We start from the raw sequence: 17,472 nt of genomic DNA on the forward strand, positions 1-17,472 counted from the left end.
GAAGAACATGTTCATGAGAAAATCTGTATTGGCTTTATCGGTTACGGCCGCTTTAAGCGGCGTATCAGGCGGTGTGTTTGCACAAGAAAATGACGCGAACAATCAGCAAGATGACGTTGAAGTTATTGAAATTACCGGGATTCGCAGTGCATTAGCAAGTGCGCTTGCGGAAAAGCGTGACTCATCAAATATTAAGGAAGTCATTCAGGCAGAAGACATCGGTAAGTTGCCCGATCAAAACTTAGCTGAAGTCCTTGAAAATATTACGGGTGTACAAATTGATCGGACCAATGGTGTAGGAACAGGAGTGCAAATTCGGGGTACCGGCGCAAACCGAGTAGAAATAAACGGAGTTTCCACGGTAAGTTCAGGTAGTGGCAGAACCGGCATTAGTTTTGAAGATTTACCCGCAGCTCTTATCGCGTCTTTAGAAGTCACCAAAGCTTCAACCGCAAAAACGGTCGAAGGCTCGGTTGGCGGTACTATTAATTTACGCACATTACGTGGCAATAGTCTGGAAGAGCGTTTGACTCAATTTCGCATTCAGGCCGAAAATAGTGATTTGGCGGATTCGACGACTCCGCGAATTTCCGGCACCTTTGGTGACAACTGGGAAACGGATTTAGGAAAAATCGGCGTTGTTATTACCGGTAGCTATGCTGAACTTGATGTTGCTTCAGCTAACCCTCGCTTTGACCGTGATCGAGTCGTTATGCCTGATTCAGGCAGAGCCAGTGCCGAAGAATTTCCTTTCTTGCGTACTCAGTTCCTGGATCAACCACTAAATGCTGAAAATTATGAAACCAAGAACCTGACGTCTTCATTTGAAATTCAAACCAGTGACAATCTGAAATTTTATTTTGACGCAACCATCAATGACCAAGAGCGTGTGCAGACCAACTCTCGGGCATTCTTTTCAGGCACTGGCGGAAATCCCGTTATCGACAACACCGACAATACCAGCTTTGAAACTATTGATTTAGGTACCGTTGATGGCATGTATGGGAGCTTAGATCTTGGCGAAGTAAACGTGGTTACCAGCGGTATACTTGGAGTGGGATCTGAACTTGTTAATGGGCGAGAGCGCGTCGATCCGAATCTACGTACCGGTAACAGTAACTCCTCGCGGTTAACATTAAGTCGGGTGTTTGCTTTAGGGACGGAATATAGCAGTGATGATTATCAGCTTCACGCTGAAGTTTCTTATTCCGATTCAGAGTCAGATAATCCCTCGTTAAACTCTTCTTTGGATTTTATTAACCCCAATAGTATCCAGCCGGGCCCGAATACCTATAACGATAACGGTACACCAGCCATTTTCAATATCGCCAACAATACCTTTGAATTTGGTATTGCTCCGGGACTGCCTGAATCACCAACATCTGCGCAACTGCTTGATCCAAGTAACTATGCGTTAAGAAGTATTGGTCAGGGACTGCGGGTTCGGGAAGGAACCGAAGCGGCTGCCAGAGTCGACTTTACGTATGATATTTCTGAGATGGTTCCGCTATTTTATGATTTTAATGCGGGTGTGCGCTGGAATCGCACGACCAATATGACGAATAACACGACATCGAGTAATAGTTTTGGTAACTGGAATCGACCTATGGCCGATTTATTTTCAGATATCGTTACACCTGGCGCGAATAACTTTAATGGCGCGGATGATCGAACCTTATATATCAGTGACTATTTGATTATTGATAATGGCGTATCCTTTAGCGATCCGCAGCGAGTACTTGATACCATAAATCAGGCAATTTCCGCGAACAATGCGATTTATGGCGAAGACGTTAATGAATCATTAGCAGAGCCAACAACCCAGATCTCTTCTTTCTTTGATATCGAAGAGGAAACCATCGCTCTCTATATTCAGGGTGACTATGAGGTAGAGTTCGGAGATGTGCCCGTCAGTGGTAATCTCGGTGTCCGCTATGTCGTCACTGACATCGAATCGACAGGTACAAGTGAAGTCAATGGTGTGGTAACACCGAGCGTAGAATCAAGTGATTATGATTTTGTTTTACCGAGATTCAATATTGTTGCTGAATTAACGGACGGTTTGTTGTTAAGGGGAGGGATCGGTAAAGATATTCGCCGACCTAATTTTGATTCTCTTTCAACGTCAGCAACGTTTGGTAGTAGCGCATCCGGCACTGTTAATGTCGGTAACCCGGCATTGCAACCTGAGCAAATTTGGTCTTATGACCTGTCATTAGAGTATTATTTATCTTCATCCAGTTTCGTCAGTATTGGTCTTTTCCATAAAGAAAGAACGGACTTGATCACTTCCATCCAGGATGAACCGGCCGAACCGATTGGCCCGACCGGCCAGATTGAGCGTGACGTTACTGCACCTTGTGAAGAAGGGGGGATCTTTAACCCGAATGTTCCTGCTGAAAATTACAATGTATTTTCAAGCAGAACGGATACCACCGGGATTTGTGTGGCCAAACGCTCACAAATCAATGCCAGTGGAACGGAAACTCAAAGTGGTATTGAACTGGCGGCGCAATATGACCTGTCAGAATATGAAGAGCAATTAGGCTGGGCATCAGGTTTTGGTGTCATCGCTAACTACACATATCAGGAATCCGGGGCTGCTTTAGATGAGTTTCGCAGTGCATCTGGTGCCATAAATGAGATCTTAGGGCGAACCGATACTGATAACAGCACAGCGACTTTAGCGGATGATGTCGTCACAGAGCGAATTACTCTGGATGATTTGTCCGAGAATGCCTATAACTTTACTTTGTTCTATGACAAGTATGATTTAAGTGCTCGAATCCGCTATACCTGGAGAGACTCGTTTACAGAAACACTGAATCGCATGCGATTTAACCTGCCTCCGGTCATCGGTGAGCGTGGGCAACTTAATATGAGTGTCGGTTATAGCATCAACGAACATGTTTCTGTTGGGATTGAGGGTGTTAACCTGACTCAGGAAGATCGCACAAGGTGGTGTTTTAATGAAGGAACGCTTTTGTGTGAGCAAAGTCTTACCGACCGAAGAGTTACCCTTGGTGTTACCGTAAAACTTTAATCATATTGGCATAATGACTTAAGCCATTTTAGATTAAGCAAAATAAGCTCTGACCATTGTCAGAGCTTATTTCATCCAAAGCTAACCTTCTCTACCGAATTACTTCCAACCCAAAGCCTATGTTGATGAGCTTAGCCGAAGGTCATTTATCTTAAAACGCAATTCATGTATCTTGCGTTAATTATTTTTTAGTCAGTAATGTTTATCAGCAAAAGGCTTGCCAAGGTAATTTAATCGCTGAACCGCACCTGTAAAAGATGCCGCCAATCGTATTAGCTGTCTATGCAATCACTGGTGACTTGTAGTGATTGATTTTGATTTTTGTAAGTTTTATGCCGTTTGGTTTTTTTGTCTGGAAATTTCCGTAAAATCTTCTGTGAACCCTATTTATAAAGGGGTATTCCTTTTTAGGTATGATTTCTTACGCTGGTATCATGCAAATGGAACGCTCAGTAATTAGTGCGGTAAGTTATTGTTATCAAAGTGATTTAACGCTTTTAGATTGTTAATGATTGGTTTTGAGTTGTTTTAATTTTATTTGATGGTAATATCGTTGAGTGATTTTTTTTTACTCAATGAGTGAATCACTATTTTTATTGAGGCTATACCAATAAAAAAAAATAAAAATAAATGGGGAGATACAATGTCTAGTTTTAACGGGCAGAATAACAATTATAGAAGAGCTGCTTTAAGCAGTTCCGCACTATTGCTAATGGCAGTTAGTGCACCGTCAGTATTAGCTCAAGAAGTCAAAGCTGCAATTGCCAGTCAAAATGGTGATGGTACCAATACTGAAGAAGTTGAAGTCATTGAAGTTACTGGTGTACGAAGTGCATTGGAATCCGCGTTAAATGTAAAACGCGAAGCAAATTCAATCGTTGATGCGATATCCGCTGAAGATATCAACGGATTACCGGCTTTGGATATGGGGGAAGCCTTGCAGGCGATTCCTGGTATTCAAGTGAACCGTGAAGGGGAGCGAAGAACCTCTGATATCAATTTACGCGGCCTGCCAGGTAGCTTTGTTAAGGTTACCGCTAACGGTCAATCATTTACTACCCCGAGCCGAAGCGCTTCGCCGGTTGGTAGCCCGAACCCTTTCGGATCATTCGACCCCAGCGTATTTGATGGTGTCACAGTGATTAAAAGCCCGACCGCGGCACATCAAGAAGGCGGTATAGCGGGTATTGTTGATAAAAAATTACCAAGTTCTTTGCGCAAACCTGATGGGCGTTATACGGTTAGTGTCGGTACTCGCTATGAAGATCTAAAAGACGGTTTTGATACGGAATTTAAATTAAGTGCTTCGAAACATTTCATTGAAGATGTATTCGCCGGCGCGCTGAAAGTCGGTTACTCAGATCAAAATTTCCGACGTGACTCGGTGTTATTCGCTCGTAAAGAGTTTGTTGATAGCAATACTTACGACGAATATGACACCTGGAAAGCGGACATGGTTTCTCAAGGCCTACTACCTGAAAATGCGGTAGTCAAAGCTTCTTCCACCGTACAGCAACTCGCAGAAGTCAGCCGCGGTGACCGTATATCCGTTGCCGGTAATCTTGAATTCAAGCCAACCAAAAACTGGGAGCTTGGCTTAGATGTTCTTTACACTAAGCGAGACTTGAAAGATGGTAACTTCGAACAAGTTAGCTCTGAGGTTCGAAATCGTGGTACCAGAACCTGGCGCGGGCAGCAGATTATCCCTGATCCCAATACCGTTCCATTTCTAACCGGTTATGGCGACGATGGTACGCCGATTTATGCCGTTTCACGGGTTACACTGGAAAATGCGGCTTATGTTCCTGCTAACCGTATTTTTGGTTTTTTTGAAGAAGCCAAAGGTGCATTTTTCGATTTCGAATATGTTGGCAATGACTGGTCATTCGACGGGATAGTGTCTAAATCAAAATCTGAAAACGAATTTAACCAGACGGGCTTTGATTTTCGTTTACAGGGAAGCACCAGTGGTTCCATTGAACCAACCGGTGTGACCACTGTTATTGATACCGGCCAGGGTAATCTTGGTGATATGTTTGTGTCTATGGATGGTTGGCAAGGCATCAATTATGACCAGGCTTTCAAGACGGGTAACCCGTTAAATCTCAATGTTGGTGATGTATCAGATCCAAGAAAACTGGACTTTTACGTCTTAGGTCGACACGACAATCCGAAACGGGATATGGAGAGTATTGACCTCAACCTACATAAAGAATTTGATTTTGAAATTATTGGTGATGCATTGGTATTAAATACCGTTCACTTTGGTGGCCGTTACTCTTCTGAAACGCTTGAAAACGAAGATTACACTCCATCATCAGGTGGTATCAATGTCGCAAATATCAGTAGTGACTTTTTAAATGATCAAATTTTAGCAGAATCGGAAAACCCTTGGTTTAACGGTAAAATTCCAGGTGGCGCCGGCTCTGAAGGTGGTTGGTATACACTGGATACGGCTTATATTGTTGAGCAACTTCAAGACGGTATGGAGATTTCTGATGAATTTACTGAAATCCCATCCAGTGGTTTTATCGCCAGGACGGAAAGAAATACCGATAATGTGTTGGATCGTTGGGAAACTAACTTCGACGCCACTGAGGAAATTACCGCCGCGTATTTGATGGCAGATTTCGCCGGTGAGTTAGGCTCTGTATTCTACTCGGGTAATTTTGGTGTACGTTACGTGTCAACGGATGTGACCATTGATGGTGCGCAGCAGGAATATTACGATGGTAATCAATATCGAATTGTCAATATGGTCACCGAAAACTCTTATGATCATGTCTTACCGTCGTTTAACGCGGCGTTCGAATTACGTGATGATTTGGTAGCACGCTTTGCGCTTAGTAAGGGCTTAGTTCGTCCTAATATTCGCTCGCAAACGCCAGTATTGACGGTACAGGAAGGTGAAAACAGCGTTCGTGTTGACTTCCCGAAAAGTGACGTTGAACCTTATACCTCCGACAACTTCGATTTGTCGCTGGAATGGTATAACCGCGAAGGTAGTGCAATTTCAATTGGTTTCTTCCAAAAAGACATTACTGGATTATTCCAGGAAGAAGAGATTTGTCCTATGCCAGGAGAGCCTAATGCTGAAGAGTTGACTCAGCAGACGGGTGATTTGATTCGCGAAGATTTTGCTGATGGAACCTTCATATGTACCCAGCAAGAGCCTTATGAACAGGAAGATGGCGATATTATCAACCGAACTGCTAACATCAAGCGTTTTTACAATAGTGCCAGCACTATTGAAGTAACCGGTTATGAATTAGCGGTACAGCAAAAACTCGACTTTTTACCGTATCCTTGGAATGGTTTTGGCGGCGTTCTTAACTACTCATATGTTGAAAATGAAACCCTTAACGAAGGCGCGGAAGATAAAGGCGATGGCTTAATCGGTATTTCGCCAAACTCTTATAACCTGATCACTTATTATGAGAATGACGGATTTAGTATCCGCTTAGCTTATAATTACCGGGACGAATACAAACTCGACGGTGGTGCATCATTCGGTGGTCCAGACCAAAAGAATGTTAAGGCTCGAGGACAGCTTGATTTGTCCGCGTCCTATGAAATCACTAAGAATTTGAAAGTGGCCTTTAGAGGTTATAACCTAACCGATGAATTACGTTATGAATACGTCGGTGAAGATGCTCGCAATGTAAGTCGTATTAATTACGATGGTCGTACTTATTCGGCCAATATTAGTTATACGTTCCAATAGAGAGTAATTATTAAGATTGCTCGATAAATTGGTATTTATTCAGTCAATGGGTAAATAGAACAAGTCTAAATGCGGCCAGTACTTACTGGTCGCATTTTTTTTGGAAAAATTAATCAATAAGTACATATTCATGACAAAAATCACCTTCCATATAACCGCCTCAAACCAATGTGTTTTGGCATTTTTCTTGTTGTTGTCGCTTGGTAACCTGGCGGGTTGTACAGCGAACACCGATGCAACGGTTACCACTAACGCTGCCAGCGACAGTCAATCACAATTATCATCACTAGCTATCGACAATGTTTGGTCCGGACACCGAATCAAACCTTATTTACTGACGCGCGGTAAAAATCAGTTTGTCGCTTATTTCGACAGCAATCGGCAAATGACCGTTGCTCACCGTCTGCTTGGAAAACCTTGGCGGTACTACAAGGTTGATAGTTGGTTAGGCTGGGATAGTCACAACTATGTGACGATGGAACTTGATTCTGCCGGGCACCTGCATGTTATGGGAAATATGCATGGCGATGCGATTGAATATTTTCGTACCACGGTGCCAATGCAGGTCAGAAGCCTTAAACGGGTTGCCTCCATGGTTAATTTATCTCAGGAACAACGGATGACTTATCCGGTATTTCTATTGAATAAAGACAATCAGCTGATTTTAAAATATCGCGATGGCGGTAGTGGCAACGGTAACGAAATCTATAATATTTATGATTCCCAAGCGCAAAAATGGTCGCGCCTTCATGGCAATACATTTCTTGATGGTGAAGGCAAGATGAGTGGTTACTTTGAGGGCCCGATTAAAGGCCCAGATGGTCATTTTCATTTGATCTGGGTATGGCGGAATACACCAAATGCCGCAACCAATCACAGCCTTTCTTATGCTAAAAGCCCCGATTTAATCCACTGGAGTGACTCACAAGGCAAGCCATTAGCGCTACCCATTACTTTAAAAGCGACTGAAGTTGTTGATCCGGTTCCGCCTTTTGCTGGAATGATAAATGGCAATGTCAAACTCGGCTTTGACCGCGATCGCCGACCAATTATTAGCTATCACAAATACGATGCGTCAGGCAATACTCAGATGTATGTTGCCCGTCAGGAAGGGAAACACTGGAAGTCAGTGCAAATCAGTGATTGGCAGGATTTTCGCTGGGATTTTAGTGGCCCTGGATCGCTAGGCAAATTTCCAATCAAACCCCAGTCACCGACGCTGCGTAACGACGGTAATATAGGGGTGATCGTCAGAAAACATGAGCAGGTTATGCAGTTCGTGTTAGACCCTGATACATTAGCGCCGATTCGGGTCGAAGACGTTAATATCTACCCTCCAGAAATAGAATCGCTTACCGAAAAGGCGAATGCCTTATTAATTGATAAAGCCTTAAAACCGTTAGAGCACAATGTTTTTATTGGCGCTGGCGACACGTCATCTACGGACAGTAAGTTTTACTTATCTTGGCATAGTCAATCCGGCAATCGCGACCGAGCCCATGATTCTATTTCTCTGCCAAGCGTTTTACTCTTGCACGAGGTGAGTTATGAGCGTCGAGTAAGGATATCATCCGGCAGATAGCTCAGATAACAGATTCACTTGCTGTCGCGCCGGAGTGAAATATTGTGACGTTACATTAATGCCGCCAAATAAGGCTCTAAATAAGCTGCCAACGGATAAGGTGACACACCACGAACAGGCGACGTCAGCGACATCCCTGTTATCTCGTGATTGAATTTGACCAAAAATGCTTGACTGTGTTTATTTGTGGGGTGATACTTCGTCATGTTTTGTTCCGAGAGTGTCGTTACATAGCCTCCGGAGGACATTGATAACGGTCTGATTAATAACGCAAAGGCTGTTTTGACAAGGTGTCAGGGACGAGCAGAGAGCGAAATCTGATTGCTAATACCTAGATGCGTATCGCTTGGATAAACTCAAGTGAATGACCCAAAGTCTTTAATACCATGGGTTACAGTGCAGCGGCACACTTGTTAATTGCTAAAAAATTAAGTAAAACGACCAGATAAGTTATCCGTGTAAACCTAGCTTACACGAAGCGTTGTAACGCTAAATTGCAGAATAAGAGTAGGAAAGAGCATGACTCAACGTATCGATAAAGCATTTATTGCAGAAGAAAATGCAAAATTAGCAGGCTTTTTAAAAGAAGATTATGAGGCACTGGGCAATCAATTAGCCCGTGACGATATCAATATTGAAGATATCACCGCTAAAGCCGAGCAATTTCAAATTGCGGTGCCTTCCTGGGGGACTGGTACCGGTGGTACCCGTTTTGCACGCTTTCCTGGCGAAGGTGAGCCTCGCAATATCTGGGAAAAGCTGGAAGATAGCGCGGTTATCAATGACTTATCACAGTGTACCGAGCGAGTATCGCCACATTTTCCCTGGGATAAAGTGGATGACTTTACGGAATTAAAGCAAACCTCGGACAGCTTAAACCTGAAATGGGATTCGATTAACTCCAACACGTTTCAGGATCAATCGGGCCAAGCGCATAGTTTTAAATACGGCAGTTTAAGCAACACCCGCGCGGAATCACGGGATTTGGCGATTCAACACAACTTAGATTGTATTGAATGGGGTAAAGCCTTGGGTTCCAAAACGTTAACGGTTTGGGTTGGTGATGGTTCTAACCATCCGGGTCAACAACATTTTCAAAGTGCGTTTGAGCGTTATCTTGACAGCATGAAGCAGATTTATGCAGGTCTGCCGAGTGATTGGGAATTGCACATTGAACACAAGATGTTTGAACCTGCGTTTTACTCAACCATTATTCAGGATTGGGGCAGTAACATTCTTGCGGCGATGGAGTTAGGACCACAGGCCAAATCTCTGGTGGATTTAGGGCACCATGCGCCGAACGTTAATATTGAAATGATCGTATCTCGTTTGATCCAGTTTAAAAAGTTGGGTGGTTTCCACTTTAATGATTCGAAATATGGTGATGATGATTTAGATAGCGGCAGTTTACATCCGTATCAACAGTTTCTTATTTTCAATGAGCTTGTCGATGCACAATACCGTAACCAGGAAGGTTTCGGACCGAACTATATGTTAGATCAATCGCACAACGTAACCGACCCAATCGAAAGTCTGATGAATTCAGCGGCGAGTGTTCAGCGCTCTTACGTTGCGGCATTGATTGTAGATCGTAAGAAGCTTAGCGGCTATCAACAGGACAATGATGCGTTGATGGCGAGTAACACGTTAAAGAAAGCCTTTACGACGGATGTGTCACCAATTCTTGAGATGGCACGTTTTAACCGAGGTGGGGCGATTGATCCCATCGCTGTGTATCGAGCATCGGGCTACCGGGCTCAGGCTGGCCGTGAACGTCCTAATAGTGGCGGTAACGGTTCAGGCATCGTTTAAGGTACGCGTTAAGTCATAAACTCACATCATAAAGGTGCTTCGGCATCTTTATGTGTATCTAGTGATACACACCAGAAAAATAATTATAAAAATACGACAGACAATAAAACTGTCGAACATTGAGGAAGTTAAATGTCAACAGCAGAAGAATTCGAAACTCAGCCAATTACACCAGACAAGTTACAGGGTGGGAAAACATTCGCGGCAAGTTATGCAGGGGAGCATGTTGCCGGTACTGAATTTGTTATTGGTGCTTTGTTTGTATCTTGGGGCGTCGGCGCAATAGATGTCTTATTGGGTTTGTTATTAGGAAACTTATTGGCGGTACTCACATGGGGATTAGTGACGGCACCTATTGCTACGGATACCCGACTCACTTTATACGCTTACCTTGAAAAAATCGCCGGTCCAGGCACGATAAAATTGTATAGTGTAGTCAACGGGATTTTATTTTGTGTGCTCGCAGGGGCAATGATTACGGTATCGGCTTCGGCGGTACGAATACTCTTTGGCATACCGGATCAGGTAGGCTACTTTCCAACAGACTTACGTTTCGTCCTGGTCGTACTCGGCGTTGGCGCCGTTGTCGTTTATATGGCAGTAAAAGGCTTTGAAAAACTCGCGGCTTTTGCCGAAGTGTGTGCGCCTTGGATGATATTAATGTTTTTGGTGGGGGCTTTTGTAATGTTGCCCACTACGGTTGCTGCTACAGCGAGTGTTGACAGCATTAATAGTTTTTCTGATTTTCTTACCGTTGCCAGTGAATCTATCTGGAAAGATACTGACGGCGACATTGGCATCTGGCATGTCGTCGCTTTTGCCTGGGTCGCGAATTTAGCGATGCATGGTAGTTTAGGTGACATGACCTTATTACGCTTTGCCAAGAAAGCGAAATATGGTTACTTCTCGGCTCTGGGGATGTTTATTGGTCATTACATGGCATGGATTTGTGCCGGTATCATGGGGGCCGGTGCTGCAATTTTATTGAAAACCAGCATTACCGCGATAGACCCGGGTTCAGTCGCATATCAAGCCTTGGGTGCAACCGGTATTTTAGCGGTGATTATCGCAGGATGGACAACCTCTAACCCGACGATTTATCGTGCCGGATTAGCCTTTAGCTCACTAAATCATGCGTGGGGCCGGACGCGAGTAACAATTGTCGTTGGTATTATAACCACCATTATCGCCTGTTCACCGTTTGTCTTTTCTGGCTTGTTAGGCTTTGTCGGGTATATGGGGCTTCTATTGGCACCTGTTGGCGCAATTATTGTCGCCGAGCATTGGCTCTTCCCCAAAATGGGTTTAACCCGTTATTGGTCATCCTATAAGGGCAATACAACCAATCTCGCGGCTGTCATCACCTGGGTTGTATCAATGGTTGCGGGTATCGCTGTCGAACAGACAGGGTTATTACACTTGTTTTTCATTTTGATCCCATTATGGATTTTTTCAACGGTGCTTTACGTTGGGTTAGCATCAGCAATGGGGGCGAAAGAGACGTACCCTGAAGCCAGGGTTGCCGAACAAGCAGAATTAGAGCGAAAAGAAAAAGAAGCCGCATATTTAAGCTCGCCGTTTTCTGCTCAAAACGTCGCTAAAAATAAGCAATCTTCGTTAGTTCAGTTTGCAAAATACCTTGCCTGGGCGGCGCTGGCGAGTTGTGTATATCTGGGTGTAATGTCTTATGTAAATCAAGATATTGAAACAATTCGGACTTGGTTAATCGCGCCAACACTGATCTATTTTATTACGGCTACTTATGCGTATCTGGCACAATCAAAGCAGCAACAGGAAACTGTTCACTCCGACTGTGAAGCTACGATAAAGCCAGCTTTAAAATAAACGATTCACATTGGTATTGTGACCCTTTGGGGTACGAGTCAGAGCAGGCATGAATTGATGATTTATGCTTGCTCAATTAATTAACGCCTTGCTTGAGAACATCATGATTGAACTTAATAGCCAGCATCTTCGACATTATCCTAACAAACCAAAACAAGTATATTTATACGGAACCTGTTTGGCTGACGTCCTCTTTCCAGATTCTGGTATTGATGCGATTGAATTTCTTGAGCAGCAAGGTATTGACGTGATCTTTCCACAAGGTCAGACATGTTGTGGGCAACCAGCCTATAACTCAGGCTATCAGCAACAAGCCAAGTCGGTCGCGTTACAGCAAATCGCGCAATTCCCTTTGGATATTCCCATCGTCATTATTTCAGGTTCCTGCGGTGGCATGATGCGTCATCATTATCCGGAGCTATTAAAAGGCGAGCCGGACATCGAGGCGTTTTGTGAGCGAATTTTTGAATTTACCGAATTTTTAGTTCATGTACTGAAAATAAAATTGACGGATAACGGCGAACCGGAAAAAGTCGCGATGCACACCTCCTGTGCAGCACGCCGCGAAATGGGGGTTCATATCACCGGAGCCAGTCTAATCAACCAACTCGATAATGTCGAACTTGTCATCCACAAACAGGAAAAAGAGTGCTGTGGTTTTGGCGGTACCTTCGCTGTGAAGCATGGCGATATTTCCGCGGCGATGGTGGCTGATAAGTCTGCCAGCTTAGTGGATGCCGATGTCGTAAGGTTTGTCAGTGCCGACTGGGGCTGTTTAATGAACATCAATGGTGCTCTGGAGTATCAAAAGCAACCATTGCGTGGTGAACATATTGCCAGCTATTTATTAGCAAGAACCGCAGGGAAAAAAGCCGGGGAAACGGATAATGACAGTTAAAATTCAGGAACCTGAGCAGTCAGAAAGTAAATATGCCGAAACCGCCCGTGCGTTTCGCCAAAATGTAAAAAAAGATTTAGCTAACGCCGAGTTAAGAGAAAATTTTCATGGCGCGATGAATTACTTAATGGCAAAACGAGCCGCGTCTTTTCCCAGTGACGACGAACTGGAGACATTGCGTAATCAATGTAAGCTAATCAAACAACGCGCTTTGCTTAAGTTGCCGTATTTATTGGAAAAGCTTGAAAGTAATTTACAGGCCAATGGTATTCATGTGCATTGGGCGGAAACCATTACTGATGCTAATGAAATTATTGCGCAAGTCATCACCAGCAAAAACGGTAAACACATTGTTAAAGGCAAGTCGATGGTGTCCGAAGAAACGGCATTAAATGACTACCTACACGCAAGGGATATGGAAATTCTGGAGTCGGATATGGGAGAGTATATTGTGCAGTTAGCACATGAGCACCCATCACATATCATCATGCCAGCCATCCACCAGAATAAAAAGCAAGTAGCAGATCTGTTCGATAAGCATATTGATGGTTTTGATTACACCACAGATGTTGATGCGCTCATTGGTGAAGGTCGTCGTATTCTTCGCGATAAATTCTGTCATGCAGATGTGGGTATCACTGGTGTGAATTTCGCTGTTGCGGAGACCGGAACCCTGTGTCTGGTTGAAAACGAAGGTAACGGGCAAATGTCCAGTGCTGTGCCCAATGTGCATATCGCCTTAACCGGCATCGAGAAAGTCGTTGAGTTGTTAGAGGATGTGCCGCCATTACTTAGCTTGCTCACTCGCAGCGCAACGGGTCAGGCCATCACCACCTATTTTAATATGATCACCAAACCGCGCCAATCTGATGAAAAGGATGGGCCTGAAGAGGTGCATTTGGTACTTCTTGATAATGGCCGCAGTCAAGCATTCGCTGACGAAGAGTTACGTCAAACCCTACAATGTATTCGTTGCGGTGCTTGTATGAATCATTGTCCTGTGTATACCCGAATCGGCGGGCACGCTTATGGCACGGTTTACCCGGGACCTATAGGAAAAATCATATCGCCACATATGCTTGGTTTAGAAGCGACCAAAGATTTACCTACCGCCTCTTCACTTTGCGGAGCTTGTGGCGAGGTCTGTCCGGTAAAAATACCTATCCCTAAAATTTTACAGCGACTAAGAACTGAAAGCGTTAAGGTGCATTCCGGCTCGCCTGATGAGCTTAAAGGTGCCGGTAGCAACCGTAAACCTATGGAAGCAACGATTTGGAAGATCTGGTCTTTTATTCACAAACATCAGGGTATGTATCGTTTTTCGATGTGGGTTGCGACACGGTTGAGAGGCTTGCTGCCATCTAAGTTAGGTGTTTGGACTCAGGTTCGCAGCGCCCCGCAACTTGCACCCAAAACATTGCACGAACGCATACAAGCGCGACAACCAAGAGGCTAAAGATGGTAATGGATATTTTTGAACGCTCCCAGGCCGCGAGAACGTCGATTTTAAATAAGCTAAAACAACAGGTAGAGGGTGCGGACTATAGTAAGTTGCCTGCTGAAAAAGGCTTTTGTTACCCGCAATTGCCGGTTGCTGACATGTTAGAAAATTTTGTCGCACATCTGCAGGCCAATCATGCCCAGGTGATTTCCGTTACTGCAGAGAATGTGTATCAGGTAGCAATCAATCAGCTACGTGAACGCGGTATTGAAAAACTGCTGTGCGGGAAAGGCTCTGTGTTAGCCGAGCCATTGCAGGCCACACTGGACTCTGCACCGGAGCAAACGCTAAAACTCAGTATCTATGACTCGCATCTGGCGGATTGTAAGCAAGAGATGTTCTATGACATGCCGGCCAGTATTAGTAGCAGTCGTTGGCTCATTGCCGAAACAGGCACGCTTGTGCTCTGGCCTTCAGCGAGCGAACCACGGACGCTATCTTTAATTCCACCGGTTCATATTGTGGTTGCCTATGCGAGCACCTTACATGCAAACTTCGCGACGTTGATCCACAACAATCAGTGGCAAGCACAGATGCCCACGAATGTATTGTTGATTTCCGGACCGTCGAAGACCGCGGATATCCAACAAACATTGGCGTTTGGTGCTCATGGCCCTAAAGAGCTAATTGTATTACTGGTGAACGATCTGATTTAACCGTTCCGGGAGTTGAATCTTCCTGGCGCAATTCTGCCGAGCAATGATAAGGCGCAGCTGAAATTTACTAATTATGAATAATGACAATAATCACCATACACTGATCATCGATATCGGTAAAACCCATGTAAAGATTCATGTTCTTAACAAGCGCTTTGAACCTGAATTTGCGAGGCAAATGACCAATAAAGTCAATACCGATGGCGAATATCCTAGCTTAGATACGGACGCTATCTGGCAATGGCTGTGCGAAACAATCCGCGCGGCATCGGCGCAATATTCTATCGAGAAAATGACGATTACCACCCATGGTGCGACCGCCGCATTAGTAAACCGAGAAAACTCGGGGGACAGTGGTTTGGTGTTGCCGATTTTGGACTATGAATATGACAGCATCTATGAGCAGACTCCTGACTATGAAAACCTCAGGCCTGACTTTGATACTACCTATTCACCGATGTTGCCAGCAGGATTAAACTTAGGGCGACAGTTATATTGGTTGCAGCGGCAGTTTCCACAGCCATTTGCAACCGCCACCGATATACTGATGTATCCCCAATACTGGGTTTGGCGACTTACCGGACATTTGAGTTCGGAGATAACATCATTGGGTTGTCATACTGACTTATGGTCTTTAAAAGATGATGACTTTTCCAGTCTGGTCGATACGTTGCAAATCAGAGATCTTTTTCCACCATTGCATCATGCCTGGTTCAATTGCGGTCAGGTAACGCCGGAACTAACCGAGCACTTAGGGGTACAACCCGGGTGTCAGGTGTTTAATGGCCTGCATGACAGCAATGCGAGCTTTTTACGCTATCGAATGACGCAAAAAGATGCGCCTTTTACCGTGGTTTCCACCGGTACCTGGACAATTCTGATGGCTTCTAACGTGCCATTGAATTCGTTGCGCCATGACAAGGATATGTTGGCAAATATTGACGCATTAGGAACGCCCGTGGCTTGTGCCAGGTTTATGGGAGGTCGTGAATTTGAACGGATTTGTGAGCAAGCCGGATCATGGCTGGGTGAGCAATTTACGGAAGCGGATATTCAACAGATTATCACTGAGCAGGTGTTTGCTTTACCGGACTTTAGTCAGGGCAGTGGACCTTTTGGTGGCCATCCTGCAGGGTTTTCAGGGCCATTAGAAAAAATTAGCGGCATTGCTCTGGCTACCTTGTATAGTGCGTTGATGATTGATTACCAATTAACGATGCTACAAGCCAGGGGAAACGTCTATATTGAGGGGGCTTTCCTTAAAAACCCATTATTGTGCAGTCTATTAAACCAACTCCGACGTGAGCAAAACGTTTATCTTTCTTCTGATTCAACCGGCACTGTACTTGGCGCCGCATATCTTACGGATTGGCAAAATGCCGAGGGACAGATTGATATCCAGGATGCCGGACATACAAAGGTTGCGGGTTTGAATGAATACAAGCGCCAGTGGTTACAACAGATAGAGCTTGGTCATCAGCCCTTGCGTGCTTAGGGCAATAAAAAAGAGTTACTTTAGTGGAAATTTTTTCAACTAATGTAACTCTTGTTTTTCAAGCGTTGGCGTTTTGCCAAGAAAGGCGCGTTGACATCACAGATGTAATCGTGCCTTATAACTACTCATCATCAGCCGCTTCAACCAAAATAACTTCAATCCCTTGCTCTTCAAAATAACGGACCGATTCCGGATCCGCTTTAGAGTCGGTGATCAAAATATCAACTTCTTGCAATGGGCACAGAATAAAATTGCTACGTTTGCCTACTTTTGAGCTATCCGCAAGAATCACCAGTTTCTCAGTTTGTTTTTTCAGTTTTTGTTCTGATCTTATCAGTAGAGGATCGGACTCCATCACACCAAATTTGCCGATACCAGGGGTACCCATAAACATCATGGTACCATGGTAATTCTCGGTACTGTCTTTTTCATAGGAGCTAAGAATGATACCTTGCTCACGGTAAATTTCACCGCCGGGCAGGGTAACCTGGCTATCACTATTTTCGGTAATGTAACTGGCCAGCACGAATGAGTTTGTCAAAATGTTGAGGTGCATGTCTGACAAAAATTCACCCATCATATATGTGGAACTACCACCGTTTATGATGATCGAATCACCGTCCGCACACAGCTCCACAGCCCTTTTGGCAATTAACTTTTTCGTCTGCGCGCGCTTGGTTTTATCGACAATGAACGCCGAGCTGGAAAGGTGTTTCTTTTTCGGCTCACCATTTATGGATTCCGCGCCACCGCGAATTTTATTGATTTCACCACGTTGGGACATTTTGGTAATGTCACGCCTGATAGTTGCTTCCGACGCATTTAGCTTTTCGGTCAAACTGCGGACACTGGCAAATTGCTCTTGATCCAAGATGTCCTTAATAAGTTGCTGCCTATGCTTTTCTAACATTGGTAA

Annotated in this window: 10 protein-coding genes; 9 read left to right on the forward strand and 1 reads right to left on the reverse strand. The window is 44.4% G+C overall.

Annotation, left to right across the window (positions count from 1 at the left end; all coding sequences use genetic code 11):
- Positions 1–13 precede the first annotated feature (13 nt).
- From ACHUFQ_RS00220 to ACHUFQ_RS00260, 9 genes are all read left to right on the forward strand, one after another.
- On the forward strand, positions 14–3,043 hold the full coding sequence (locus ACHUFQ_RS00220) for a TonB-dependent receptor (RefSeq protein WP_394171859.1): 3,030 nt from the start codon (positions 14–16) through the stop codon (positions 3,041–3,043).
- A gap of 643 nt (positions 3,044–3,686) precedes the next feature.
- A complete protein-coding gene (locus ACHUFQ_RS00225; RefSeq protein ID WP_394171861.1) occupies positions 3,687–6,767 on the forward strand; it encodes a TonB-dependent receptor in 3,081 nt (1,026 codons plus the stop codon).
- 130 nt (positions 6,768–6,897) lie between these two features.
- Positions 6,898–8,349, forward strand: coding sequence for a BNR repeat-containing protein (locus ACHUFQ_RS00230; protein ID WP_394171862.1), 1,452 nt, complete (start codon positions 6,898–6,900; stop codon positions 8,347–8,349).
- Positions 8,350–8,868: 519 nt separating this feature from the next.
- On the forward strand, positions 8,869–10,161 hold the full coding sequence (gene rhaI, locus ACHUFQ_RS00235; protein WP_394171864.1) for an L-rhamnose catabolism isomerase: 1,293 nt from the start codon (positions 8,869–8,871) through the stop codon (positions 10,159–10,161).
- A 132-nt stretch (positions 10,162–10,293) separates the two neighbouring features.
- On the forward strand, positions 10,294–12,006 hold the full coding sequence (locus tag ACHUFQ_RS00240) for a nucleoside transporter (RefSeq protein WP_394171866.1): 1,713 nt from the start codon (positions 10,294–10,296) through the stop codon (positions 12,004–12,006).
- Between the two features lie 103 nt (positions 12,007–12,109).
- Positions 12,110–12,904: a (Fe-S)-binding protein gene (locus ACHUFQ_RS00245; protein WP_394172183.1), complete on the forward strand. Its 795-nt coding sequence runs from the start codon at positions 12,110–12,112 to the stop codon at positions 12,902–12,904.
- Entirely contained in the window at positions 12,894–14,360 is a 1,467-nt protein-coding gene (locus ACHUFQ_RS00250) for a LutB/LldF family L-lactate oxidation iron-sulfur protein (RefSeq protein ID WP_138319398.1), read from the forward strand. The genes ACHUFQ_RS00245 and ACHUFQ_RS00250 overlap by 11 nt, the downstream gene beginning before the upstream one ends.
- An 8-nt stretch (positions 14,361–14,368) precedes the next feature.
- Positions 14,369–15,061, forward strand: a complete 693-nt coding sequence (locus ACHUFQ_RS00255) for a LutC/YkgG family protein (protein WP_394171868.1) — start codon at positions 14,369–14,371, stop codon at positions 15,059–15,061.
- A gap of 73 nt (positions 15,062–15,134) precedes the next feature.
- Entirely contained in the window at positions 15,135–16,556 is a 1,422-nt protein-coding gene (locus ACHUFQ_RS00260; RefSeq protein WP_394171870.1) for an FGGY-family carbohydrate kinase, read from the forward strand.
- Between the two features lie 121 nt (positions 16,557–16,677).
- Here the strand turns inward: ACHUFQ_RS00260 and ACHUFQ_RS00265 are convergent, their stop codons facing one another.
- On the reverse strand, positions 16,678–17,466 hold the full coding sequence (locus tag ACHUFQ_RS00265) for a DeoR/GlpR family DNA-binding transcription regulator (protein ID WP_138319520.1): 789 nt from the start codon (positions 17,464–17,466) through the stop codon (positions 16,678–16,680).
- Positions 17,467–17,472: the final 6 nt, after the last annotated feature.

It is taken from the genome of Thalassotalea litorea, assembly GCF_043642205.1.
In the GTDB taxonomy this organism is placed as follows: Bacteria; Pseudomonadota; Gammaproteobacteria; order Enterobacterales; family Alteromonadaceae; genus Thalassotalea_A; species Thalassotalea_A litorea.